General features: G+C 72.7%; 19 protein-coding genes and 1 riboswitch. Of the genes, 6 read left to right on the top strand and 13 right to left on the bottom strand.

The features are described 5' to 3' along the window. Positions 1 to 11: 11 nt before the first annotated feature. Positions 12 to 1,865 (bottom strand): translational GTPase TypA, encoded by a 1,854-nt coding sequence (gene typA, locus ACA514_RS28985; protein ID WP_375044416.1) that lies wholly within the window; start codon positions 1,863 to 1,865, stop codon positions 12 to 14. 207 nt (positions 1,866 to 2,072) lie between these two features. Beyond that, positions 2,073 to 2,199, top strand: a riboswitch (cyclic di-AMP (ydaO/yuaA leader). A 7-nt stretch (positions 2,200 to 2,206) separates the two neighbouring features. Between typA and ACA514_RS28980 the strand changes: the two genes are divergently transcribed. Then, positions 2,207 to 3,235 (top strand): NlpC/P60 family protein, encoded by a 1,029-nt coding sequence (locus ACA514_RS28980; RefSeq protein WP_375044415.1) that lies wholly within the window; start codon positions 2,207 to 2,209, stop codon positions 3,233 to 3,235. Positions 3,236 to 3,247: 12 nt separating this feature from the next. On the opposite strand, the gene ACA514_RS28975 is transcribed toward ACA514_RS28980, so the two are convergent. The 3 genes from ACA514_RS28975 to ACA514_RS28965 are packed head-to-tail and all read right to left on the bottom strand — an operon-like array spanning position 3,248 to position 5,779. Then, positions 3,248 to 3,616 carry a (deoxy)nucleoside triphosphate pyrophosphohydrolase gene (locus tag ACA514_RS28975; RefSeq protein WP_375044414.1) on the bottom strand — a complete coding sequence of 123 codons (369 nt, stop codon included), beginning with the start codon at positions 3,614 to 3,616 and terminating at the stop codon, positions 3,248 to 3,250. A 46-nt stretch (positions 3,617 to 3,662) separates the two neighbouring features. Beyond that, the gene (locus ACA514_RS28970) at positions 3,663 to 4,436 is read right to left on the bottom strand and encodes a Mut7-C RNAse domain-containing protein (protein ID WP_375044413.1); all 774 of its coding nucleotides are present in this window, start codon (positions 4,434 to 4,436) and stop codon (positions 3,663 to 3,665) included. 53 nt (positions 4,437 to 4,489) lie between these two features. Then, a complete protein-coding gene (locus ACA514_RS28965) occupies positions 4,490 to 5,779 on the bottom strand; it encodes an amidohydrolase family protein (RefSeq protein ID WP_375044412.1) in 1,290 nt (429 codons plus the stop codon). A 61-nt stretch (positions 5,780 to 5,840) separates the two neighbouring features. Between ACA514_RS28965 and ACA514_RS28960 the strand changes: the two genes are divergently transcribed. Continuing rightward, positions 5,841 to 6,365, top strand: coding sequence for a MarR family winged helix-turn-helix transcriptional regulator (locus ACA514_RS28960; protein ID WP_375044411.1), 525 nt, complete (start codon positions 5,841 to 5,843; stop codon positions 6,363 to 6,365). A gap of 107 nt (positions 6,366 to 6,472) precedes the next feature. Continuing rightward, positions 6,473 to 6,880, top strand: a complete 408-nt coding sequence (locus tag ACA514_RS28955) for a ribonuclease domain-containing protein (RefSeq protein ID WP_375044410.1) — start codon at positions 6,473 to 6,475, stop codon at positions 6,878 to 6,880. 44 nt (positions 6,881 to 6,924) lie between these two features. On the opposite strand, the gene ACA514_RS28950 is transcribed toward ACA514_RS28955, so the two are convergent. The 8 genes from ACA514_RS28950 to ychF form a co-directional block, all read right to left on the bottom strand. After that, positions 6,925 to 7,986 (bottom strand): NlpC/P60 family protein, encoded by a 1,062-nt coding sequence (locus tag ACA514_RS28950; RefSeq protein WP_375044409.1) that lies wholly within the window; start codon positions 7,984 to 7,986, stop codon positions 6,925 to 6,927. Then, complete coding sequence (locus ACA514_RS28945) at positions 7,983 to 8,621, bottom strand: hypothetical protein (RefSeq protein ID WP_375044408.1); 639 nt, start codon at positions 8,619 to 8,621, stop codon at positions 7,983 to 7,985. Before ACA514_RS28945 ends, ACA514_RS28950 begins: the two co-directional genes overlap by 4 nt. Next, on the bottom strand, positions 8,621 to 11,197 hold the full coding sequence (locus ACA514_RS28940) for a type IV secretion system protein (protein ID WP_375044407.1): 2,577 nt from the start codon (positions 11,195 to 11,197) through the stop codon (positions 8,621 to 8,623). Before ACA514_RS28940 ends, ACA514_RS28945 begins: the two co-directional genes overlap by 1 nt. Next, complete coding sequence (locus ACA514_RS28935) at positions 11,194 to 13,683, bottom strand: ATP-binding protein (RefSeq protein ID WP_375044406.1); 2,490 nt, start codon at positions 13,681 to 13,683, stop codon at positions 11,194 to 11,196. Before ACA514_RS28935 ends, ACA514_RS28940 begins: the two co-directional genes overlap by 4 nt. A gap of 160 nt (positions 13,684 to 13,843) precedes the next feature. Beyond that, complete coding sequence (locus ACA514_RS28930; RefSeq protein WP_375044405.1) at positions 13,844 to 17,032, bottom strand: TcpE family conjugal transfer membrane protein; 3,189 nt, start codon at positions 17,030 to 17,032, stop codon at positions 13,844 to 13,846. A 55-nt stretch (positions 17,033 to 17,087) separates the two neighbouring features. After that, positions 17,088 to 17,378: a hypothetical protein gene (locus tag ACA514_RS28925; RefSeq protein WP_375044404.1), complete on the bottom strand. Its 291-nt coding sequence runs from the start codon at positions 17,376 to 17,378 to the stop codon at positions 17,088 to 17,090. Between the two features lie 45 nt (positions 17,379 to 17,423). Beyond that, positions 17,424 to 18,425, bottom strand: a complete 1,002-nt coding sequence (locus ACA514_RS28920) for a conjugal transfer protein (RefSeq protein WP_375044403.1) — start codon at positions 18,423 to 18,425, stop codon at positions 17,424 to 17,426. 532 nt (positions 18,426 to 18,957) lie between these two features. Next, positions 18,958 to 20,049 carry a redox-regulated ATPase YchF gene (gene ychF / locus ACA514_RS28915; protein ID WP_375044402.1) on the bottom strand — a complete coding sequence of 364 codons (1,092 nt, stop codon included), beginning with the start codon at positions 20,047 to 20,049 and terminating at the stop codon, positions 18,958 to 18,960. Between the two features lie 154 nt (positions 20,050 to 20,203). Between ychF and rmuC the strand changes: the two genes are divergently transcribed. After that, on the top strand, positions 20,204 to 21,553 hold the full coding sequence (gene rmuC, locus ACA514_RS28910) for a DNA recombination protein RmuC (RefSeq protein ID WP_375044401.1): 1,350 nt from the start codon (positions 20,204 to 20,206) through the stop codon (positions 21,551 to 21,553). 56 nt (positions 21,554 to 21,609) lie between these two features. Beyond that, complete coding sequence (locus ACA514_RS28905) at positions 21,610 to 22,158, top strand: DUF6542 domain-containing protein (RefSeq protein ID WP_375044400.1); 549 nt, start codon at positions 21,610 to 21,612, stop codon at positions 22,156 to 22,158. Here the strand turns inward: ACA514_RS28905 and ACA514_RS28900 are convergent. Further along, on the bottom strand, positions 22,155 to 23,120 hold the full coding sequence (locus ACA514_RS28900) for a 4-hydroxy-3-methylbut-2-enyl diphosphate reductase (RefSeq protein ID WP_375044399.1): 966 nt from the start codon (positions 23,118 to 23,120) through the stop codon (positions 22,155 to 22,157). The genes ACA514_RS28905 and ACA514_RS28900 overlap by 4 nt on opposite strands. A gap of 239 nt (positions 23,121 to 23,359) precedes the next feature. Between ACA514_RS28900 and ACA514_RS28895 the strand changes: the two genes are divergently transcribed. Continuing rightward, entirely contained in the window at positions 23,360 to 24,187 is an 828-nt protein-coding gene (locus tag ACA514_RS28895; protein ID WP_375044398.1) for a hypothetical protein, read from the top strand. Positions 24,188 to 24,221: the final 34 nt, after the last annotated feature.

Below are 24,221 nucleotides of genomic sequence, written 5' to 3'. Positions count from 1 at the left end.
CGCTCCTGGCGTCAGCCCGCGCGCTTGGTGCGGGCGCGCGTCCGCTCGCGCTCCTTGGCGTCGAGCACCACCTTGCGGATCCGGACGGCCGCGGGGGTCACCTCGACGCACTCGTCCTCGCGGCAGAACTCCAGCGACTGCTCCAGCGTCAGCAGGCGCGCCGGCGTCACCGTCTCGGCGATGTCGGACGTCGAGGACCGGATGTTGGTCTTGGCCTTCTCCTTGGTGATGTTGACGTCCATGTCGTCGGAGCGCGAGTTCTCCCCGACGATCATGCCCTCGTACACCTCGGTGGTCGGCCCGACGAAGAACGTGCCGCGCTCCTGCAGGTTCGTGATCGCGTACGCGGTCGCGGCGCCGGACCGGTCGGCGACCAGCGAGCCGGACGGCCGGGTGCGCAGCTCGCCGAACCACGGCTCGTAGGACTCGAACACGTGGTGCGCCATGCCGGTGCCGCGCGTCTCGGTCATGAACTCGGTGCGGAACCCGATCAGGCCGCGCGCCGGGACCAGGAACTCCATCCGGATCCAGCCGGTGCCGTGGTTGGTCATGTGCTCCATGCGGCCCTTGCGGACCGCCATGAGCTGCGTCACCGCGCCGAGGTGCTCCTCGGGGATGTCGACGGTGAGCCGCTCGACCGGCTCGTGCTTCTTCCCGCCGATCTCCTTGGCGACCACCTGCGGCTTGCCGACGGTCAGCTCGTAGCCCTCCCGGCGCATGTTCTCCACCAGGATCGCGAGGGCCAGCTCACCGCGGCCCTGCACCTCCCAGGTGTCCGGGCGCTCGGTCGGCAGCACCTTGATCGACACGTTGCCGACCAGCTCCCGGTCGAGCCGGTCCTTCACCATCCGGGCGGTGACCTTGGTGCCCTTCTCGCGGCCCGCCAGCGGGCCGGTGTTGGTGCCGATCGTCATGGAGATCGCCGGCTCGTCCACCGTGATCAGCGGCAGCGGGCGCGGGTCCTCCGCGTCGGCGATGGTGTCGCCGATCATGATCTCCGGGATGCCGGCGATCGCGATGATGTCGCCCGGCCCCGCCTCGTCGGCGGGCTTGCGGGCCAGCGCCTCCGTCATCAGCAGCTCGGTGATCCGCACCTTCTCGATGCTGCCGTCGTGCCGGCACCAGGCGACCTGCTGGCCCTTCTTGATCGTCCCGGCGTGCACCCGGCACAGCGCGATCCGGCCGAGGTAGCTGGAGGCGTCCAGGTTCGTCACGTGCGCCTGCAGCGGCGCGTCCGGGTCGTAGGACGGCGCCGGGATCGTCTCGGTGATCACCGAGAACAGCGGCTCCAGGTCCTCGCTGTCGGGCATGCCGCCGTCGGCGGGCTTGGCCAGCGACGCGCGCCCGGCCCGGCCCGAGGCGTACACGATCGGGAAGTCGATCTGCTCCTCGGTGGCGTCGAGGTCCATGAACAGCTCGTACGTCTCGTCCACGACCTCGTCGATGCGGGCGTCGGGACGGTCGGTCTTGTTCACCACCAGGATCACCGGCAGCTTGGCCTCCAGGGCCTTGCGCAGCACGAACCGGGTCTGCGGCAGCGGGCCCTCGCTGGCGTCCACCAGCAGGACGACGCCGTCCACCATGGACAGGCCGCGCTCGACCTCGCCGCCGAAGTCGGCGTGGCCGGGCGTGTCGATGATGTTGATGGTCATGCCGTTGTGCCGGACGGCGGTGTTCTTGGCGAGAATGGTGATGCCCTTCTCGCGCTCCAGGTCGTTGGAGTCCATGACGCGGTCGTCGACGTCCTGGTTCTCGCGGAAGGCACCTGACTGCCAGAGCATGGCGTCGACCAGCGTCGTCTTGCCGTGGTCGACATGGGCGACGATCGCGACGTTCCGGAGGTCGTCGCGCGTGGAGATGGGCATGCGGGCTCGCCTTGCGTGAGAGTTCGGGAGTCGCCGCAGACGCGCGGCTGCCTTCATTCTACTTGCCGCACGGCGCAACCCGCTCCGAGCCGCCCGTCCCGTCGCTCCCAGCGGCCCCGATTGGCCATCTTTGCCCATCCTTTGTAATCTTCCCGAGATCCGGTCGTCCGGAGCCCCACCCCCCGGGGCTGCGGCCGGACCGCCGAATCCACCGCGGCACCCACCCGCGGACGAACCGGGGACCCATCCCCCTGGGGTGAATCGACGCACGTCGTAGGGCGACTCCTGGCCCGAACCCGTCAGCTAACCCGGTAGGCGAGCAAGGAGAGGAGAACACCGGCTTGGCACCGGACCCCCGTTCCCGGCGGCGCATCGCGCCCGCCGCGGCAGCCGGCGTGCTGCTGGTCGCCGGCCTCGGCGCCACCGCGCCCGTCGCCGCGCACGCCGCGACCCCCTTCGGCCCCGCCGCCGCACCGTCGGCCACCGGCACGCCCAGTCCCCTCCCCACCACGGAGAAGGGCCTGAAGCAGAGCCTGAAAGAGCTGAACGACGAGGCGGAGACGCTCACCGAGCAGTACAACAAGACGCGCGTCGACCTCGGCCACGCCGTCAAGGCCGAGCAGGCCGCCGCCAAGTACGCGCAGCAGCTGGTCAAGCAGACCGCGCCCGCCCGGCAGCGGCTCGCCCAGCTGGCCGCCGCCAACTACATGAGCGGCGGGCCCGACGCGATCTTCAGCTCCGGCGGCAGCGCCGACAGCCTGTCCGACTCCGCCTACCTCCAGCAGAACCAGGCCACCACCGTCCTCGCCCTGCAGAAGCAGGTCGACCAGGCCGAGGCCGCCCAGCGCGCCGCGCAGGACCGCACCGAGCAGGTCAAGCAGGCCCAGGCCAAGGTGCAGACGGCGCGCAAGGCCGCCAAGGCCAAGGTGGACGAGGTCGTGAAGCGCCTCGACAAGCTGACCACCACCCACACCACCGACCCCAAGTCCGGCCTCACCGCCACGATCAAGGGCTCGGACCTGCCCGCGAAGATGGCCCGCAAGGCCCTCACCAAGCTCGGCAGCCCCTACGTCTGGGGCGCCGCCGGCCCGAGCTCCTTCGACTGCTCCGGCCTCGTCGTCTGGGCCTACGCCCAGGTCGGCAAGTCGGGCCTGCCGCACTACACCGGCGACCTGTACCAGCTCGGCAGCAAGGTCTCCCGCGGCTCGCTGCGCGCCGGCGACCTGGTGTACTTCGGCAGCAACCTGCACCACATGGGCATCTACGTCGGCGACGGCAAGTTCCTGCAGGCCCCGCAGACCGGCGATGTGGTGAAGATCTCCAAACTGTCCACCCGGTCCGACTACGCGGGCGCGAACCGGATCTCCTAGGGAGCCGCCGCCTCAGCGCAGGTCGGGTTCCAGTTCGGCGATGACGGGGCGGTCGCCGGGGAGCCAGGCCACGTCGTACAGATCGTCGCGGGCGAGCCAGCGCAGGGCCAGATGCTCCAGGGCCTGCGGCTCGCCCTCGACGATCTCGGCGGTCCAGACGCGCAGCAGGGCGCGCTCGCTCAGCCGCCAGTCGCCGCCGACGCGGCGGAGCGGGCGGATCTTGATCGCGAGCTCCTCGTGGCACTCGCGGACCACGGCGTCCTCGTCGGACTCGCCCGGGTCCACCTTGCCGCCCGGCAGCTCCCAGCCGCCGGCCATGTGCGGCGGTTCGGCCCGCTGGGCGGCGAGCAGCCGCCCGTCCCGGATGATCGCCGCGCCCACGACTACCAGATCGCCGATGGTGACCAGCCCCTCCCGTTCCGCCCGGTCATTCTGAGACGGCGGGTTCCGCCCGGACGGTTCCGGTGCGGGCCGCCTCGACCTGACGGGTCGCCGCTTCGACGATCTTCTCAAGGCGGTCGCCGTGGGCGCCGCGCCAGTACACCTGGCCGCAGTCGGCGCAGCGGCCGTAGACGTCGTAGCTGCGGCGGGTGCCCGCTTCGAGGTCCCGCTCGACCTCCTGCTTGTCGACGGGGAGCAGGACGCCGTTGCAGGCGGTGCAGCGCGTCCAGGGGCTGAGGACGGGCGCGAAGCGGTCCAGGAGGTCGCGGAGCTGGTCGTCGGGGCGGGAGCCGCGGACGTAGGCGCCGAACCAGAGCGCGCGGCGGCGCAGGAGGCCGCGGTCCTGGGTGAGCAGGACGCGGCGCTCCGCGTTCGCCTGGACGACGAGCGCCGGGTCGTCCATGTCGTTGTGGTAGGCGGTGTCGAGGCCGAGGAGCCGCATCCGGCGCGCCAGCGTGCCCAGGTGGACGTCGAGCAGGAAGCGGGGCGCCTCCTGGCCGGGCTCCAGCGGGACCGGCTGGGGGCGGGGCACGGCGTCCACGCGGACCTCGTCGCCGGCGGACGGGCGGGCGGACGCCTCGGCGGGCTCGCCGCCGACGGTCAGCCGGCCGACCTCGGGGAGCGGGACTCCGAGCGACTCCACGACGTGCCCGAGCGTCGACGTCCCGTCCCACGGCACCCGGCGCAGCGGTTCGCGGCGGGCGGCGGGCAGGAACATCAGCAGGTCGTCGGCGATGCGGACGCGTATCTCGGACTCCACGCCGCCAGCATGCCACGCGGCGCCGACGGTCCTCGCCGGATTTTCCGGCGGCGTCAGGCGGCGGCGAGGCGGCCCGCCGCCGACTCCAGCGCGCTCAGCAGGGACGGAACGTCGTGGCCTTGCAGCACTCCGGCCCGCTTCACGACCCGGCCGCCGACGATGACCGTGTCGACATGGCGCGTCTCGGCGGACAGGACGACGGCCGCGATCGGGTCGTGCGCCGCCGCCATCCCGAGGCTGTCGGTGCGCAGGACGATCAGGTCCGCCTGCTTGCCGGGCGTCAGGGACCCGGTGACGCCGGCGAGCCCGGCCGTCTCGGCGCCGCCGAGGGTCGCGGCGCGGAGGGCCTGCGCGGTGGTGAACCAGGTGCCGGCGCCGCCCGGGCGGGCGCGCTCCAGGAAGTAGGCCGCCCGCATGACGCCGAACATGTCGCCGGGGCCGCTGGCGACGGTGTCGGCGCCGAGGCCGGTCGGGACGCCGGCGGCGTGCGCGCGTCCGGTGGCCGGGTCGCCGATGCAGAGGGCCGCCTCGACGCCGGGCGTGGCGGAGACGGTGCCGCCATTGGCGGCGATCTTCTTGAACGCGTCCTCGGTGTAGAAGTTGGCGTGCACGTACATGGCGGGGTGGCCGAGCAGGCCGTTGTCCTCCAGGAACGCCAGCCCCCGCGCGGCGCTCTCGGCCCCGTGGCCTCCCATGTGGACGGTGACCGGCAGGTCCAGGTCACGGGCCAGCCGCCATTCGGCGAGCGCGCGTTCCTCGCCGGCGATCTCCGGGCCGAGCGCGGCCAGCCACATCGACACGGTCCCGGCCGGGGCGTCGAAGTACTCGCGGCGGACGCGGGCCGTCTCGGCGGCGAGCGCGTCGAGGTCGCCATTGCCGCCGTAGCAGTAGCCGAACACGGCGCGGACGCCGGACGCGCGGAGCGCGGCGATGTCGGCGCCGGTGTGGTCGGGGCTGAACATGATGTGCGACCAGTCGACGACGGTCGTGATGCCGGAGTCGAGGCACTCCAGCGCCCCGGCGAGGGTCCCGGTGTAGACGTCGTCGGGACGGTAGCGCGGTGCCAGTTCGCCGAGGACGCGCCGCAGGTAGGCGGGCAGCGTGCTGTCGGGGAGGATCGCGCGGATCGCGGTCTGCCAGGTGTGCCGGTGGGTGTCGACGAAGCCCGGCATCACGATGCGGCCGGTCGCGTCCAGCACCTCGGCGCCGGGCGGCGCGGCCAGCCCGGGGCCGACGGCGGCGATCCGCCCGTCCTCGACGAGCACGTCCGCGCGTCCCAGGACGCTGGGTGCGGGAGCGGTGTCGATGACCGTGCCGTTGCGGAGAAGCAGGGAGGTTGTCATGGCTCGAAGCTTAAAGAAAAGCTTTTTAAAAAGCAATGGAGTGGACGAGTATCCTCGGGATGTGCGCGATGACGACGGCGGGCCCCGCGACGAGGTGGACGAGCTGGCCGCGGCCTGGCGGCGGGACGGCCTCGGCGAGGACGTCATCGCGATGCTGGAGGTCAGCAAGCGCGCCGCGCGCATCGGGGCGCTCGTCCAGCAGGCGCTGCGCGGGGAGCTGGCCGACCTCGGCCTCACCTACGCCGAGTTCGAGGTGCTGACCGCGCTGACCAGGGCCGGCGAGCCGTACCGGCTGCGGCCGAGCGAGCTGACCCGGTCGGCGTTCCTCACCTCCGGCGGCACCAGCAACGTGCTTCAGCGGCTACAGAAGGCCGGTTACATCGAGCGGGAGGCCAACACCGGCGACGCCCGCAGCCGCTTCGTCCAGCTCACCCCCGAGGGGCTGCGCGTCACCGCCCTGGCGCTGGACGCCTCGGCGCGCGCGCATAGGGAGGCCATGGCCGGGGTGCCCGAGGAGGCCGTCCGCGACGCGGCGGACGCGCTGCGCGACGTCCTGCTGGTGATCGGCAAGCGGCGGTTCCGTTGAGCAACCGCCCGATGCGTGCCGAATCACCGGTGACGCACTCGGCAACTTCGACTGAACTGCCGGGATCGGCGGTGACGCGGGAGGCGGTGCGGGGCGACACTCGCCCTATGAACACCCCCCGCCACAGGTTCCGCCGGGCGCTCCTGCCGGCCGCTCTGCTCATCGCGGGGCTCACCGCCCCCGCGGCGCACGCCGCCACCGCCACCGCCCCGTCCACGACCTCCGTCTCCCCCGTCTGCGAGTCGACGCTCCCGTCGCAGGCCGACGACACGATCGCACTGATCGACCGGGGTGGACCGTTCCCGTATCCGCAGGACGGCGTCGTCTTCCAGAACCGGGAAGGGCTGCTGCCGAAGGAGCCGCAGGGCTACTACCACGAGTACACGGTGAAGACGCCGGGCAGTTCCACGCGGGGCGCCCGCCGCATCATCACGTCCGACCATCTCGGCCATGACGGGATGTACTGGACGCCCGACCACTACAGCACGTTCTACGACGTCGACTTCGGCTGCTGAGCGTCCCCGGCCGGCGGCCCCGGCGACGTGCGCCGCCGGCCGGGTCAGCCGCCGGGCTGCTGCGCGGCCAGCTGCGTGACCTTGCCCTTGAGCTGCGGGCTGGCCAGCGGGCGCGTCACGCCCACCCAGTCGGGGCGCTTGTAGGTCTTCACGCCGATCGCGGGCACGCACGACGAGCAGCTCGCCACGATCATCTTGCCCTTGCCGATCACCATCCCGACGTGGCCGGGATTGTTCGCCGACGTGCCCGGACCGGAGTTGAAGAACACCAGGTCGCCGGGCTGCTCCTTGCCCTTTTCCACCTTCAGCCCGAACGGCCACTGGTCGAACGTGGTCCGCGGGATCGGCAGCCCCGCCGCCCGGTAGGCGGCCTGGACGAGGCTGGAGCAGTCCCACGCGTCCGGACCGGTCGCGCCGAAGACGTACGGCTTGCCGCGCTGCGCCAGCGCGAACGCGATGATCTTCTGGACGAGCTCGCTGGCGTTCGCCGGCAGGTCGTTGTCCTCGCAGTTGACCCCGTTGGACTGGACGGCCTCGAAGTCGCCGTTGGCGTAGCGCTTCGCCCAGGTCAGGACCAGGTTCACGTAGTCCCACGAGTGGTTGTACTGGAAGATCGCGGTCTTCATCCGCTGCGGGGCGCCGTTGTGCTTGAGGTAGGCGGCGGCGGTCGGGATCGCATCGGCCGGGTCGTAGCGGTTCTTCTTGCCGTCCTTGTTCCCGTCCACCGCGAACGACGTGAACGTCGGGGCGAGGAACTGCATCGGCCCGCCCGCGCCCGCGTAGTTCTCGCCGCTGTGCACGCCCGCCGCGTTCGACGTCCCGTGCTCGGTCTCGACCTCGCCGATGCCCGCCAGGACGTTCCACGGGATGCCGTAGTCCTTGCCGGCCTTCTTGTAGAGGTCGAGGTAGTCCGCCGGGATCGCCTTCGCGTCGCCCGCCTCCGCCGGCTGCGCGCCGGCGCCCGCCGTGTCGACGCAGCCGCCGTTCACGGTGCCGCCGAACATGAACTGGCTCGCGCCGAACAGGATCGGCACGAAGATCAGCGCGACGAACAGCGCCGCGGCGGCGGCGAGCGCGCACGCCGCCAGCACGCGTTTCGGGGTCATCCGGTGTCACCCGCCTGCCCCGCGTCCGCCGGCTCGAACGCGTACACCTTCAGCGAGCCGCCGTCGCGCGCCACGGTCACCGCGTACTGCTTGCCGTCGCTGCTCGCCGTCCCGTTCCTGGTGATCTGCTGCCGCCCCGTCACCAGGAAGATGACCGAGTTGTTCTCAATGGTGCGGACCTGGTCCAGCGACGCGCTGCCCTGCGCGACGACCTGCTCCTTGCGGCGCTGGTCCTGGATGCCGGGCGCCGACGCGTCCGCCTGCAACTGGCCGCGCAGGTCGTCGGTGACCAGCCCCGCGAAGCGGCCGACGTAGGCGGTCGGGTCCTCGTCGTAGCGGTACGTCCCGTACGCGGCGACGAACCGCTGCGCCAGGTCGGCGGCGGTCGCGAAGTCCTGCTGGGAGAACGGCAGCAGCCGGTAGATGTCGAAGCGCTTCGGGTCGACGGTGCTGTGGATCCCCGGCGGCGGCGACGCCGGGCCGCTCGGGCCGGGCGTCACCGTCACCTTCGGGCGCGTGTCCGCCTCGTGGTGGCCGCGGTCGGGCGCCGCCAGCGTCAGGTAGACGCCGACGGCGGCCAGCACCACCACGAGCCCCGCGAACAGGAACTTGCGCTGGCGGTCGTTCAGGTTCATCACTCGCCCCGGTCGGACTCGCCCGGGCCGGGCTCGACGGGACGCAGCCAGAACGGGATCGGCGGCCCCTCCTCGGAGCCGCGCTGGCCCCACAGCGGAGGCGGCGCCTGCCGCCCGCCCGGGCCGCCGTTCGACGGCGCGGCCTCGCCGCCGCCCGCACCGGCACGCGGCCGGGGGACGTTCGACGCGGGACCGCCCGAGCCGCCGGACCCGCGCGCGGGCGCGCCGCCGCCGCCGGAACCACCCGACCCGCCGGAACCACCCGAACCGCCGCCGGAGCCGCCGCTGGAGCCGCCCGCACGGCCGCGAGCCCGCTCGACGGAGCCGGACGAGCGTCCGCCGCCGGAGAACCAGCCGCCGCGCCCGCCGCCGGACCCGTTCCCGGAACCACCGCCGGAGCTTCCGGAGCCGCCGCCGGAGCCGCCAGAGCCGCCGCCGGACGATCCGCCGGACCCGCCCGAACCGCCGCTGCCGCCTCCGCCGGTGACGCCGCCGCCTCCGCCGCCTCCGCCGCGTCCCGACCAGGACGTCGGACGCGGCGTCCCGGTCCCGGAGCCCGCACCGCCGGACGGCTTGCCGCCGCCGGACGCCGAGCCCCCGCCGGACGCCGAGCCGCCGCCCGCACGCGCCCCCGAGACCCCGCCGGGCCGCGCGACGACCGCGCCCACGCCCGCGCCGCCGCCGGCCCCGCCTCTGGCCGCCTGCGCGTCACCGGCCTTGGCGGTCCGCGACGGCAGGTTCAGCGGCGGCGCCCCGCGCCGGGACCGTCCGGGCCCGGTGGTGACGCCGCCGGTCCGCGGTTTCGCGGCGAGCACCGGAGCCTCCTCGGGCGACGGTCCGCCACCGGTCCCGGCCGCGGTGACGCCCGTCCGCCGGTCGGCCGCCGCACCGGCACCGGCCGCCGCGTCCGCCAGGCCGCCCGCACCGGCCGCCTCCGCCGCCACGTCCCGCTTGCCGGCCCAGCGGCCCAGCCGGTACCCGGCCGCGCCCGGCACCACGGCGCCCGCGACGGCCGCCGTGTTCTTGCGGGCCTCCGCGACCGACTTGTCCAGATGGGCCTCGCTCTTCTCCCGCGACCCGACCGCCGAGTAGCCGACCGCCGAGAACAGGTGCTGGAACGGCTTGCGGTAGATGAACGCCGCGAACGTCACCAGCGCGATCAGCAGGATCTGCAGGCCCCACGGCAGCGTCTCGCCGAGGATCAGCCCGTACGCCCACAGCAGCAGCGCCAGCACGCCGATCAGCGCCGCCTGTTTCAGCAGCATCGACAGCAGCAGCTCCAGCCAGCGGACCGCGATCACCCGGCCTATGCCCGGATGGATGCCGATGCCGAGGAAGATCGGCCCGGCCACCAGCAGCAGCAGGAACGCGATCTTCACCACGATCAGCGCGACCGCGATCACCATGATCAGCAGGCCGGCGACCAGTGCCGCGAACAGCCCGCCGAACGCCACCGCCAGCCGGTTCTGCCAGCTCTTGCCCTGGAACAGCGCATATGTCCCGGGATAGTCGTCCTTCACGGTCTTGGCGACGCTCTTGTAGTCGTCGGCCTTCTTCCCGAGATCGACCTTCTGGCCGCCGTACGTCTCCGACAGGTCCACCGCCTGCGACGACAGCAGTTTGTCCGCGTTCTGCTTGACGATCTTCGCGTTCGGGTCGGTGGTGCCGAACTCGCCCTGCAGCCACGGCTTGCAGACCAGCGCCACCCACAGCCCGTTCGCGTTGCGGGTGGTGGCGTCCAGGTTCGCCGACGCCATCGGGTCCGGCTTGCCGTCCGGCGGCGGGATGCATCTGCCGCCCTTGGTGTCGCTCTGCGGCAGCGCCGCGTTGAACGCCGCGCTCGTCGCCGACGACACCTTCGTGCCGAGCGTGGTGAAGTCCGCGGGCCGCGCGATCAGCCAGATCAGCGCCACCATCGCGGCGACCATCCAGATCACGCCCTCGGTCACCTTGCTCGCCCGCCGGCGGACCAGCCCCCACCAGGCCAGCCACATCGCGCCGAGGATGACCACCCACGACCAGTAGCGTGCGTTGAAGGTCTTGCCGATCCCGCTGATGACCCCGTCGACCGTGGTCTTCAGCCAGCCGAGCAGCGACTCCGACGCGGCGGCCTGGTAGATGCTGATCGTCGTCCGGTCGATCGCCCGGACCAGCGTGAACGTCGTGTTGGCGACGGCGTTGCCCATCATCGCCATCGCGTCCGAGCAGCCCATGTCGACCGCGTACCAGGTCTGCCCGGCCGTGCCGTACCGGTCGTAGTAGGTCAGCTGCTCGGTCGGCGTCTTCTGCAGCTTCCCGTCCGGGTAGCCGGGCGGCTTGATCATCCCGTCCGTCCCGGACCCGTACGCCTCCGGCGACGGATTGTCCGCCGGACGGCACGAGTCGTTCGGGCTCGGCAGCGGAATGGACGCGGACGCGGGAGACACGGGGCTGATCATGAACAGCGCCATCATGATCAGCAGTACGGCGGAGCGCCTGCTGCGCGGGCGGCGCCGCCGGGTGCGGGTGCGGCGCAGGTCGAGGCGTTCGCCGGGCGAGCGCTGCAGGCGCTCGGTCCGGACGCGGGGCCTTTTCATCGGCTGACCTCCTCGACCTCGGCCCCCGCTGCGGTGAGTTCGGATCGCCCGGGATGGGACCGGGTCGGGTTGGTGTCCAGCCAGTGCCGGAGCTCCTCGGAGATGAGGTCGACGCCGATCCGGCCGGCGCGGCCGTCCAGGTCGCGGAAGACGCACTCGCCGTTGCCGAGGTTGCGCAGCACGGCCTTGTGCTCGTCGGACGACTCGACCCCCAGCAGCGACATCACGTTGCCGACCTCGACCCGTTCGGTGGAGCGGAAGGAGAAGACCGACGACAGGCAGTTGGTGACCTGCTCGTTCAGCAGGTCCCCGGCGTTCTGCGAGACCAGGATCAGCGCGGTGTTGCGGGACCGCCCCATCCGGGACACCTCCGGCACGAGCTTGGCGCCCTCGGGCGTCGAGGTGATCGCCCACGCCTCGTCCAGGAAGATCGCCTTGGGCAGCCGCCGGTCGAGGCCGTGCATCAGCCGCCGCGCGAACTGCGACACCAGGTACATCAGCGCGACCGACAGCCGCTGCTCGTAGGAGTAGTCCTCGCGCGAGATCGTGACGTCGGGGAGGGTGAGGCCGCCGAGGGTGAACACGGTCGTCCAGCCGGCGGTGTCGATGCGCTCGCCGCCGGACGGGTCGAAGCACAGCCGCGCGAGGTGCATCTCCGACATCGACCGCAGCACCGCGCCGAGGTTCTTGGACGCGGGGTCGGCGGCGGCCTCCAGGTGGTCGACCACGCGGCCGAGGGAGGGCCGGTCGGCGTTGGCGACGGCGCCGACCGCCTGGATCATCGCGGACTCGCGCTCCTCCGACATCCGGGGCAGCAGCAGCCGCAGCGTCTCGGTCGCCATCGTCTTCTTGGTGGCGAGGTCGTCGCCGAACGAGAACGGGTCGAGCAGGCCGGGCGCCGCGGACCCGAGCGGCAGGATCCGCGCCTTGCGTCCGCGCGACTTCAGCAGTTCCACCAGCGACTCGGCGTCGCCCTTCGGGTCGATCGCCGCGATCGTGACCCCGCGCAGCGCCATCTGGTAGATCAGCAGCAGCGCGAGCGTGGTCTTGCCGCCGCCGGGCTCGCCGGTGATCGCGACGGCGGTCGGGCGGTTGCGGGCCGCGGCGACGAGCGGGTCGAAGTGGACGATCGACCGGGCCCGGCCGAGCGTCTCGCCGATGTAGGGGCCGATCCAGCCCTCGTCGTTCTCGTCCGTCCGGTCGCCGAGGTCGACGGTCGCGACGGGCATGCCGCCCGCGATGGTGCGCAGCGGCTGCCGCTGCGCGTAGGCGTTCAGCCGGATCTGGTCGCCGGGCAGCGACTCCAGGAACAGCGAGAACTGGTCGCCGGTGGAGTTGACGACGTCGATGCCGATGTCGCGGTAGTGCTCGACGACCGCGTCGACCCGCTGCGCGAGCAGGTCCTCCGTCGGCGCCGACACGATCAGCCGGTGCCACCCGTACACGAACGGGAGGCGCTCCTTGGTGATGCCGTGCTCCAGCATCCGCGCCGCGTCGATCTGCTCCGCGAGCGCGATCGGCGCCTCCGCGCCCGCCTCCCGGATGTGCTGGTCCATGTCCCGGGCATGTGCGAGCTTCCGCGAGACGTCCTTGGACGCCTTCGCCGGCGGGATCAGCTTCATCCGCGCGCTGATCTCGACCGGGAACGGCAGCGCGTCCGCGTAGTGGAACCACGGCTCGCCGTCCGGGAACGGCATCATGTCCGGGAACCGGGCGAACGACAGGTACGCGACGTACGACGCGGCCGTCGCGCCGCCGCCCGCACCGGTGAAGTTCGGCTGCTCGATCCGCAGGTACGAGCGGCCGTTGTGGATGGCGCCCTCGACCAGCGACTCGATCTCGCCCTTCCCCCACGCCCGGCGCGGCACCGCCGACGGCGGCGGATCGGCCAGCGACCCCGTCACCGCGTGCTGGAACAGCCACGCCACCTCCGTCGAGGTGGCGTGCCGGGCGTACAGGGCGGACCCGCCGAGCGCCCGGCCGATCCGCTCGGCCTGGTCGGTCCAGCGGCCGATCTCCCGCTTGTCGATCGCGTCGTCGTTGACGCCGAGGGCCTTCTCGCTGCGCTTGTAGAACCCGAGGAGCTGCGACACCACCCCGCCGGACAGGTGCGCGCCCATCCCGCGCGGGCCGAGCCGCACCCCGAGGTAGACCTCCTTGGTCCAGAAGTCCTTCGCCCACACGTGCGCGTAGGTCTCCTCGAGGTACTCCCGCCACCCGGCGCCGCCGTCGGACGTCCGGTCCAGCGCGAGCGCCCACTCCGCCGCCGGATACGTCCGGTGCGCGATCCGCAGGTGCACCTCGGCGTCCTGCATCCGGATGCCGGCGAGGGCGATGGTGACGTTGGTGGCGAGCGCCTCCCGCTCCTCCCCCGTGGTGAACTCGTAGGACACCGTGGGCAGCCGGAAGTACGCCCAGGCCGCGTTGTCGGTGAGCAGCACGCGGTCGTCGAAGTACCGCACGGCCAGCCGGCTGGCCTTGCTCATGCCGTCCTCCCGACCCTGGTCCTGACCAATGATTCTCCCGATCGGCATGCGGCTGCGAAGGACTGGCGGGGAGAGTGTTCACCGTCCGGGCGGACATCATCGACAGGCGCGCCCGCCACGCTCGCGCCCGTCCGGCCGGCTCGGTGCCCGCGAGGGGCGCTCATCGGGTGGCCTCCTGCTCCTGCTGAAGCTCCTGGTAACGCTCGGGCACGACGGTGAACCCGCCGGCGACCACACCGGCGAGGGCAAGATAGGCACGGCGCGTCGGCGCGCGCAACGATTTCAGCTCGTTGCGCGGCGCGCGGTCCATGCTGAGGTGATCGTCCCACGGGATCCGCACGAGGGCACGGCAACGCCCCCGGGCGACGGCCTCCGCCTGCTCGACGTCGTCCATGCTGCGGCGGCTCACCCCGTTGATGACCGTGACGGCGCGGGACCGCAGCTCCTCGTAGCCGTGCCCGTCCAGCCACTCGAACGTCATCGCCACCGCGCGCGGCGCGTCCGCGCTGGCCGGCGCGACGAGCACGATCTGGTCCGCGTACGGCAGGACCCGCGCGACGATCGCCGCCGCGGTGTCCAGCAGCGTCACCGAGTAGAACTTGTCGATGGTGCGGATCGCGAGCGCGTAGTCGCGGTCGTCCAGCGCCTGCAGCGGGTTCTTCCCGGCCGCGATGACGTCGAGGCCCGACTTGGCCTGCGAGGTGTAGCGGCGCATCGCGGTGAGGCTGCCGACCTGGTCGGCGCGCGTGATCAGCGAGGTCAGCGTCTCGTTGGTCTCGCTGCGCGTGCGCCGCGCCAGCGCGCCGGGGCCCGGGTTCACGTCGATCGCGACGACCGGCTCCCCGTTGTGCTGCGCGAACGTGTGCCCGAGCATCAGCGAGGTGACGGTCTGCCCCGCGCCGCCCGTGCACCCGAGCACCACCACGTGGCGCGTGCCGTGGAACGGCTGCTGCAACCGCTGCTCGTACTCGGCGTCGACCTCGCCGTGCCCGCCGCCGACGGCCTGGATCAGCCGCCGCAGTCCGCCGGTCGTGACCTCGTGCTCCGGCCCCGGCGGCGTGATCGCGGGCCCGGACGCGGGCGGCGCCGGGGGCGGCGGCAGCGGCCTCGGCCGGACGGGCGACTGCGGCTGCGACCGCACCTCCCGCGGCGGCGCCTGCTCCTCGACCGGCTGCTGCGGCACGGGCTGCTGCGGCTGCTCCGGGATCGGCACGCCCTGCGGCGGCACGTCCGCGTACGCCTCCGGCGCCTTCCCCGGCTCGGGGACGGGCGGCCACAGCATGTTGTCGGTGGACGCCGGACGCAGCGGCTTCGACAGCCCCTTCGACCACGGCCGCGGCGCTTCCAGACGCGGCGTCCCGGGGTCCCGCTCCTGCTTGGCGGGCCGCCACTCGTTCTCCTCGCCCGGCTGCCCGGCCTGCGGGCCGCCGAACGCCGCGGGCGCGGCCGGCGCCGGACGCCCCTGCACCGGAATGTCCGGCCGGGTCGGCGCCGGCGGCCGCACCGCGGGCGGCTGCGGAACCTGCCGCGCAGGCCCCTGCGCCGCGGGCCGCTGAGGCACCTGCTGCTGAGGCTGCGGCTGCTGAGGCACCTGCTGCTGGGGCGGCGGCCCGGCGGACGCCCTACGCGGCGCCGCCGTCCTCCACCCGGCGACCTTCTTGTCACCGGGCTCGCCGCCGAACTGCTCGCGCCTCTTCGCCCGCGACACCCCGGGAGCCGGAGCACCCTCCCCGGTCTGGGACCGCCGGGCTTCGTCATCCGCCGCGCTCGCGCCCGGCGTCCCGGACACCGCACGCACCTGAGCGCCCACGGCACCGTCCGACGCCACCTGCCGACCGGCGACCTGCTTCTCCGCGGCAGGCACGTCCTCGCCAGAACCATCCCGCGCCGCAGGCACGTCCTGCCGAGCGCCCTGCTCCTCTGCGGCAGCCGTGCTCTCACCAGCGTCGCGACCAGCAGTCTCACTAACACGCTCACCAGAACCGGCACGCGTCGGCGCACCTTCGGGGGCTGCCTGCTCGCCGTCCTGGCGCGCCGGAGCGGGCGTGTCCTCGCTGGGAACGGCGTCGCGTTCCACCGAAGGGGGCGCAACCGGCTCGCGCACCACTTCGGCGGACGGCCCAGGGGGAACGGGAGAACCGGCACGCACCGCTGGCACGCCGTCCGACCTCAGGCGCAGACCAGGCGCCTGCTCGGCGACCTGCTCCGGTGCGGTGGGCGCGTTTTCGTCGGGGGCGGTGTTGCGTTCGGTCGAGGCGGGCGCAACCGGCTCGCGCGTCACTTCGGCGGGGGCAACGGGGGGCTCACTGGAGCGCTCGGTCGAACCGGCAGGCGCCGCCGGCACGCCGTCCGACATCAGGCGCAGGCCAGGCGCCTGCTCCGGTGGCTGGTCGCCGCTCTGTTGTGCCGGGCCGGTGCTCGCCGGCGCGGGTCGCGGGGCGGGTGCCCGCTCGGGGGTCTGGTCCGGGGCGGTGGGCGCGGTCTCGGGCCTGGTGAAGGGGGCGGGCTTGCCGAAGGAGGCGGGGGCGGGAGTCTGCTGGGGGATGTCGGGGCGGGTGACCGGCGGGACGGCGGGCCAGATCTCGGCGGCCGCGCCGGGGCGGCGGACGCCGGAGGCGAGGCCGCGCTTGCCCGAGCCGGCCGGGGCCGGGGGGACCTCCAGCCGGGGGGTCGCCGGGGGGCGTTCGATCTCGCCGGGGTGCGGTTCGAGCTGGACGTCGTCCTCGTGGGAGATGTCGCGGACGGTGCGCCGCCACGGCTTCGGGGCGGGGACCTCGGCGGCCGGGGCGGGGACGTCGTACTGGGCGGCGTAGTCGGCCAGCGGGACGGGCGTCTCCGCGATGGCGGGGCCGGGGAGCATGGACGCGGCGGCGGGCTGCGCGGCGGGGGCGGGGGCCGCGGCGGGTGCGGCGGCGGCCTTGCGGGCCTTGCGGCGGGACTTGACCGCGGCGCGTTCGGGGGCGGCGACCGGGGCGGGGGCCTCGGCGCGGCGCCAGACGCGGGCGACGACGACGACCTCGCGGGGTTCGCGGATCGGGGTGAGGCGGCACCAGGTGCGCGGTTCGGCGAGGTAGCGGCTCTGCGAGAGCAGCAGTTCGGTGAGCCGCTTGCCCTCGATGACGGGCCGGGTCGCCAGCCAGGTCAGCACGCCCGGCGGGACGACGTACAGGACGTGCCAGGGGGACTTGAACGGGATCCCGGCGAACCGCAGCAGCAGGATCCAGGGCACGAACACGCCGAGGAAGACACCGATCTGGACCAGCGGCAGCGGCATCGGCAGCCGCAGGTCGTACAGCTTGTACAGCCGCTTCTCGATGCGCCATATGTTCGTGTACGTGGGTAGATCCACGCCCCTACTCCCCTAACTGCGCGAGCACAGTGCCGCCTGCCGACCTCCGCGTGGGTCAGGTGACGTCCACTCCGAGGGCCTTGGCGATCGCCTTGGCCGTCGTCTCGATGATGTTCGGCACGTAGAAGACCACTCCGATTCCTATCGCCAGCACGATGAACTGGACGAAGCGCGTGATCTCCCGGGTGAACAGAAAGAAGATCGCCACAATGGAGACGATGACGAGGAAGAGCGGGCCGAAGATGTTGCGCAGCCAGTCGGCGAGATTGCCGGTGTTGAGTTCGTCGTTCTTCTGCGGTTCCGCCCAGACCTCGTGCGGAATCGACGCCATGATGTGGTGCAGCATCGACTGATCACCTCTCTGGGACGGCGGTTGTCATGGGGATGGAGGTCATGATGCGTTCGGCTCCGTGGTGCCACGGATGTCTCTGACGTACCAGTTCGTCCCCTTCTTCACCACGGTGAGCCGGTAGGCCTGGTCGAGCTCGCCGCCCCCGCCGGCACCGGCGCCGCCGGGCAGCTGCCAGCCGACCGTCGCGGTGACGGTGCGCTCGTCGGCGGCGCCCCTGGCCGCGACGACCTCCTTGACCTGCACGAAGCTGACGGAGCCGGCCAGGCCCGCGATCGGCGTCCCGTCCGAGAAGCGCGAGAGCGTGGCCTGGTCGCCGGAGCCGTACGCCTGGAAGAACGTACCGAGGACGCCCTGGAGCGTGCTCTCCAGGGCGGTGTCGCGGTCCTGGACGCCGCCCTGCGGGAGCGCGGCCTTGGTGGGCGGCGGGAGCAGTGCGGGGCGGCCGGAGATGACGAGGGCGCCGCCGTCGGCGGCGTAGACCGGGACGGACAGCCGGAGCCATTTGTCGGCGCTGCGGGCGAGCACCGTGACGGTGCCGTCGTTCGCGTCGCGGGCGTCGACTCCGGCCACCTGGACGGACTGGACCTGCAATGTGCCGACGCCGTTCCAGCCGAATTGGGCGTCGGCGCCGTCGGGCAGGAAGGTGCGCAATTGGGCTTCGCGCGCGGCGGCGTTCTTCTGGTCGTAGTTGAGGTAGACGTTGGCGAACTGCAGCGCGAACGCGCCGGCGGCGCTGCTCGGGAAACCGGTGCCCTTTCCGGGTTTGGCGGTGCCGCTGTTGTCGGCGGAGCCGCCGTCCTTGGCGGTGAACCGCTCGAACGGCGCGCGGATCCCGTTGACGAGGATGACGAGGATGAGGGCCCAGAGCACGGCGCGCCCGACCCACACCCACCAGCGGCCGCCGGAGCCGCCCCAGCGGCCGCCGCCGCGCGCGCCGCCGCCGGAGCCGCCGGAGCGGCCGCGGCGCCGTTCGGGCGCGGGCGCGTCCCACGGGTCGGCGGACGCGGCGAGCGCCGCGGGCGCCGCCGTCTCCTCGACCACGGCCGTGTCACGGCCGTGTCACGGCCGCGTCCTACGGCCGACCTGCGAGCCATCCTGCCTCCGCTCGCGCCTCGCCCCCGGTCGGCGCGGTCTGTTGCCTGGGTCCTGTGCGGGTGGCCCTTTCTGAACCCCACCCCGGGCCCAGCGTAACCACGAGCGTCAATTGTTCCAGCGCATCGCGGCGAAGCACACCCCCGGCACGCGGTTGCGGATAATGCAATCCAGCTCAACAGGAACGGGGAAGATTGCCAAACGGTGACGATCCCCTATCCAAGGCTACGAACGGCGCGCCTGACCAGGTTTCCGGCAAGCGGCACGACTCGGCTGTTGCTTGGTTACCGGGTGACCGTTCCGACCGCAATCTGTTCCCGAGAGAATCCGGCAAAGTGTCGACTTTGGGACATATCGCCACAGAACACGCGAGAGGGGCGGGGCGTGGCACCACATGCAACACCTGTATCGCAAATCACACAAGGCTCACGAGACAAGGCAGGCCCCACCGGACCGGTGGGGCCTGCCTGCGCGAGCCGTCTCAGACGTTGAAGCGGAACTCGACGACGTCGCCGTCCTGCATGACGTAGTCCTTGCCCTCCATGCGGACCTTGCCGGCGGTGCGGGCCGCGGCCATCGAGCCGGCCTCGGTTAGGTCGTCGTAGGAGACGATCTCGGCCTTGATGAAGCCGCGCTGGAAGTCGGTGTGGATGACGCCGGCGGCCTCGGGCGCGGTGGCGCCCTTGCGGATCGTCCAGGCCCGCGACTCCTTGGGGCCCGCCGTCAGGTAGGTCTGCAGGCCGAGCGTCGCGAACCCGATCCGGACGAGCTGCGAAAGCCCGGACTCCTCCTGCCCCATCCCCTGCAGCAGTTCGAGCGCCTCGTCGTCGGGCAGCTCGATCAGCTCCGCCTCGATCTTGGCGTCCAGGAAGATCGCCTCGGCGGGCGCGACCAGGTCGCGCAGCCGGGCGCGCAGCGCCTCGTCGGTCAGCTCGCCCTCGTCGAGGTTGAACACGTAGAGGAACGGCTTGGCGGTGAGCAGGTGCAGCTCGCGCAGCAGCGCCAGGTCGATGCCGGCCTTCTCGGCGCCCGCGAACAGCGTGACGCCCTCGTCCAGCAGCTTCTGCGCGGCGTTGACGGCGTCGAGGACGGCGAGCTTGTCCTTGTCCTTCTTGGTCCGGGCCTCCTTGTCGAGCCGCGGCAGCGCCCGCTCGATCGTCTGCAGGTCGGCCAGGATCAGCTCGGTGTTGATCGTCTCGATGTCGCGGGACGGCGCGACGTCGCCGTCCACATGGGTGACGTCGGGGTCCTCGAAGGCGCGGATGACCTGGCAGATCGCGTTGGTCTCGCGGATGTTGGCGAGGAACTTGTTGCCGAGGCCCTGCCCCTCGGACGCGCCCTTGACGATGCCCGCGATGTCGAGGAACTCCATCGTCGCCGGGACGACCTTCTGCGATTCGAACATCCCGGCCAGCACGCCGAGCCGCGGGTCGGGCACCCCGACGACGCCGACGTTGGGCTCGATGGTCGCGAACGGGTAGTTGGCGGCCAGCGCGTCGTTCTTGGTCAGCGCGTTGAAGAGGGTGGACTTGCCGACGTTGGGCAGCCCGACGATTCCGATGGAGAGGCTCACGGCGGTCAAGTTTACGGACCCGGCGGACCCGCCGGGCTGCCCGGCGGGACGCGCGTCCCGGGGCCGTTGGCGAACAGTGGGACGATTGTCCGTTCCGGCGGGCATTCCGGCGCGTCGCGGTCGCGCTTCGCGAGTCCGCTGTCACGATGAAGTAATGGACCTCGCGCTGTTCGCCGGACTGCTCGTCGGCGCCGTCTTCGGCGCCGTCGCCGGGTACGCGCTGGCGACGGGCCGGCAAGGGTCGCTCATCGCGCGGGCGAAGGCCGCGGAGGAGAAGCTCGCCTACGCCGAGGAGCGGATGGCCGAGCACTTCGAGAACCTGTCGGCCAAGGCGCTGGACGCCAGCAACCAGCGGTTCCTGGAGCTGGCGGACGCCCGGCTGAAGGCGGCGGGCGTCGAGGCGGCGGGCGAGCTGCAGCGCCGCGAGCAGGCCGTCGAGCATCTGGTCGCGCCGCTGAAGGAGACCCTCGCGAAGGTGGAGGAGCAGCTCCGCGAGGTCGAGACGGGCCGCCGCGAGTCGCACGCGATGCTCGCCAAGCAGGTCGACTTCGTCCGGCAGAGCTCCGACCAGTTGCGCCGGGAGACGCAGGGCCTCGTCCGGGCCCTGCAACGGCCCGAAGCGCGCGGCCGGTGGGGCGAGCTGCAGCTGCGGCGCGTCGTGGAGCTGGCGGGCATGACGCACCACTGCGACTTCGACGAGCAGGCCAGCGCGGTGACCGTGAACGGAACGGTCCGTCCGGACATGGTGGTGCGGCTGGTCGGCGGCAAGAGCATCGTGGTCGACTCCAAAGTGTCGCTGGCCGCGTACCTGCAGGCGGCCGAGACCGGCGATCCCGTGCGTCTGGACGCGCACGCCCGCCATCTGCGCGACCACGTCGACCGGCTCGCCGCCAAGGCGTACTGGCAGGCGTTCAGCCCGGCGCCGGAGTTCGTCGTGCTGTTCATCCCCGGCGAGGCGTTCCTCGCGCCCGCCCTCGACCGCGACCCCGCCCTGCTGGAGTACGCGATGCGGCGCCGGGTGCACATCGCCACTCCCACCACCCTCATCACCATGCTGCGGACGGCGTCGTACGCCTGGCAGCAGGCCGCGCTGTCGCGCAACGCCCGCGCCGTGTTCGAGCTGGGCAAGGAGCTGTACGAGCGGCTCGGCACCATGGGCCGGCACGTGGACGAGCTGGGCCGCGCCCTCACCGGCGCCATCAAGTCCTACAACCGGACGGTCGGGTCGCTGGAGACGCGCGTGCTGGTCAGCGCGCGGAAGCTGAACGAACTGGGCGTCGTGGACGAGCAACTCGACGGCCCCCATCCGGTGGAGGAGAGCCCGCGCGCGCCCTCCGCCGCCGAACTCACCGCCCACGAGGACCGTCCCAACGGACAGGGCGCCCCGGGCCGCGGTGCCCCGGACGACGATGAGCGGCCGCCGCATGGCCCAGCCTCGGAAGCGGTAGGTTTCGGCGGACGGGCCATCCCCGACCAGAGTGATCGTCGAGAGAGGTGGCCATGAGCTCATCGACGGCACGCGACGCGCCGGGCGGCGCCTCGCCGGCCTCAGGGGGTCCCGTGGGACGTCAGCGCGCCGGCTCCTCGCCGCGGTCGCACTCGGCCGCCGGGACGGGGCCCGTCACCCTCACCGGCCGCGGCGGCGTCGTGGTGATGTTCGGCGCGGGCCTGGTGTGCGCGCTGCTGTCGCGGTGGCTCGGCGTGCCGCTGCTGGCCGGCGCGGGCTTCGCGATCGGCTGCGCGCTCGCCGCGTTCGCCACCCGCCCGGCCGACCTGCTGACGGTCGCGGTGAGCCCGCCGCTGGTGTTCTTCTTCGCGACCGTCATCGCCGAGATCGCGGCCGCGCTCGGCCACGGCTCGCTGCTGCGCGCCCTCACGGTCGGGCTGCTGACGTCGCTGGCGTCGACGGCGCCGTGGCTGTTCTTCGGCACGCTGCTGGTGCTGGTGATCACGATGGTCCGCGGGCTGCCGGCGAACGTCCGGGAGCTGCGCGGCAAGCTGGTCGGGGTCCGGTTGTTCGAGAAGGAGGACAACGAGAACCCCGTCCGCTGGGACGAGTCGCCCACCACGACCGCCGAGCGCCGCCTGCACCACGGCGACGTCGACTAGACGGGCGTGATGCGCAGGTCCTTGCGGAGCTCCTTCGGCAGCGAGAAGCGCATCCGCTCCTGCACGGACTCGATCTCCTCCGCCTCGCCGAAGCCGCGCTCGGCCAGCCACGCCAGGACGCCCTGGACCAGTTCGTCCGGGACGGACGCGCCGCTGGTGACGCCGACGACGTCGACGCCCTCCAGCCAGGCCGGGTCGATCTGCTCGGCGTAGTCGACGAGGTGGGCGTCGTCGGCGCCGTGCTCCTTGGCGACCTCGACCAGCCGGACGGAGTTGGAGGAGTTCGTGGAGCCGACCACGATGACGAGCTGGGACTGCGCGGCCATCTCCTTGACGGCGGTCTGCCGGTTCTGGGTGGCGTAGCAGATGTCGTCGGACGGCGGGTCCATCAGCTTGGGGAACCGCTCGCGGAGCTTGTCGACGGTGGCGATCGTCTCGTCCACCGACAGGGTGGTCTGCGACAGCCAGGCGACCTTCTCGGGGTCGCGGACGGTGATGTTCGCGACGTCGCCGGGGCCGTCGACGAGGTGGATGTGGTCGGGCGCCTCGCCGGTGGTGCCGATGACCTCCTCGTGCCCCTCGTGCCCGATGAGCAGGATGTCGTAGTCCTGGGCGGCGAACCGGACGGCCTCCTTGTGGACCTTGGTCACCAGCGGGCACGTGGCGTCGATGGTCCGCAGGTCCAGGCTCTTGGCCTCCTCGTGGACGGCGGGGGCGACGCCGTGCGCGGAGAACACCACGATGGCGCCCTCGGGGACCTCCTCGGTCTCGTCCACGAAGATCGCGCCGCGCTCCTCCAGCGTCCTGACGACGTGGACGTTGTGCACGATCTGCTTGCGGACGTAGATCGGCGCCCCGTACTTCTCCAGGGCGATCTCGACCGTCTGGACGGCCCGGTCGACGCCCGCGCAGTAACCGCGCGGCTTGGCGAGCAGGACACGACGCTGGCTGTTGGCGGTCATGCCTCCATCGTACGAGTCGCCCCGCGCGTCCCGCGCCGCCCGTCCCACGGCGCGCCGCACGGCGTGAAGCCGTTGCGGAAAGGGGGAAAGCTCTGGTGGAGCCCGCTGTGTGACCCACTCCACGCGGCTTTTGGACAGAAATCCATTAACCCGGGGTGACCGTGCTCGCACCCATGGGGCAGAGTGAGACACGAGCAGACGATTGCCGCATGACCCTGATCAGGACGGCAGGAAGAGGAATGACCATGACGAGATCGCCGCGCCGCCTCAAGCAGCAGGTCCAGGACGCGGTGGGCGAGCAGGTCCGCGATCTCCCGCTGCACGCCGTCCGGCTGGCGATGTTCGGCGTGGGCCGGGCGCTGCTGCTCGGCGACCGGGTCAGCCGCGACTACAAGGAGATCACCGAGGGCGACGGCGTGGGCCCGGTGATCGGGCGGCTGCGCCACGACGTCCGGCACACGGCGGAGAAGGTCGTCGGGAAGGTCGTGGAGACGGTCCGCGGCGGCGAGGAGCCCGAGCCGGAGCCGAAGCCCCGGCCGCGCACCCGGCCGGCCAGGCCGGCGGCGGAGCGCGGGACGGTCCGGACGGCGCAGCGCCGGGCGGCCGACGGGGAGATCTCCATCGGCAAGCCGGCCGCGAAGCCCGCTCCGGATCCGGTCCGGGACGACGCCCCGGTGGCGAAGCCCGCGCCGGAGCCGAAGCCCGCCGAGCCGCGTCCGGAGCCGGAGGCGCAGGCGAAGCCGGCTCCGAACCCCGTCCCGGAGGCCGACCCGGCGCCCGCGCCGAAGGCCGGGCGCGAGCCGGGGAAGGCCGCGGCGGAGGAGGGCCCGTTCGAGCCGAAGCCCGAGCTCAGGCCCGCCGCTCCGGCGGAGGCCGCGCGGGCCGCGGAGGGCCTGCCGGTGCCGAACTACGACGAGGCCACGCTGCCGCAGCTGCGGGCCCGGCTGCGCGGCCTGTCCGCGGACCAGGTGAAGCTGCTGCGCGAGTACGAGCGCAAGCACGCCGCCCGCCCCGATGTGATCAAGATGTACGAGAACCGGATCGCCAAGCTCAACGGGCTGAACTGAGCGGACGCGGGACCGGCGGGCGGCCCCCCGAAAC

The sequence above is a fragment of the Actinomadura sp. NTSP31 genome, from assembly GCF_041951385.1.
In the GTDB taxonomy this organism is placed as follows: Bacteria; Actinomycetota; Actinomycetes; order Streptosporangiales; family Streptosporangiaceae; genus Spirillospora; species Spirillospora napierensis.
This window is presented reverse-complemented; position numbering and strand designations above follow the sequence as displayed.

Bases quoted from the DNA above. Each gene is read 5' to 3' on its own strand.
- rmuC (WP_375044401.1), top strand. From the start codon at position 20,204: ATGGACCTCGCGCTGTTCGCCGGACTGCTCGTCGGCGCCGTCTTCGGC.
- ACA514_RS28945 (WP_375044408.1), bottom strand. From the start codon at position 8,621: ATGAACCTGAACGACCGCCAGCGCAAGTTCCTGTTCGCGGGGCTCGTG.
- typA (WP_375044416.1), bottom strand. From the start codon at position 1,865: ATGCCCATCTCCACGCGCGACGACCTCCGGAACGTCGCGATCGTCGCC.
- ACA514_RS28950 (WP_375044409.1), bottom strand. From the start codon at position 7,986: ATGACCCCGAAACGCGTGCTGGCGGCGTGCGCGCTCGCCGCCGCCGCG.
- ACA514_RS28955 (WP_375044410.1), top strand. From the start codon at position 6,473: ATGAACACCCCCCGCCACAGGTTCCGCCGGGCGCTCCTGCCGGCCGCT.
- ACA514_RS28935 (WP_375044406.1), bottom strand. From the start codon at position 13,683: ATGAGCAAGGCCAGCCGGCTGGCCGTGCGGTACTTCGACGACCGCGTG.
- ACA514_RS28940 (WP_375044407.1), bottom strand. From the start codon at position 11,197: ATGAAAAGGCCCCGCGTCCGGACCGAGCGCCTGCAGCGCTCGCCCGGC.
- ACA514_RS28900 (WP_375044399.1), bottom strand. From the start codon at position 23,120: ATGACCGCCAACAGCCAGCGTCGTGTCCTGCTCGCCAAGCCGCGCGGT.
- ACA514_RS28965 (WP_375044412.1), bottom strand. From the start codon at position 5,779: ATGACAACCTCCCTGCTTCTCCGCAACGGCACGGTCATCGACACCGCT.
- ACA514_RS28895 (WP_375044398.1), top strand. From the start codon at position 23,360: ATGACCATGACGAGATCGCCGCGCCGCCTCAAGCAGCAGGTCCAGGAC.
- ACA514_RS28925 (WP_375044404.1), bottom strand. From the start codon at position 17,378: ATGCTGCACCACATCATGGCGTCGATTCCGCACGAGGTCTGGGCGGAA.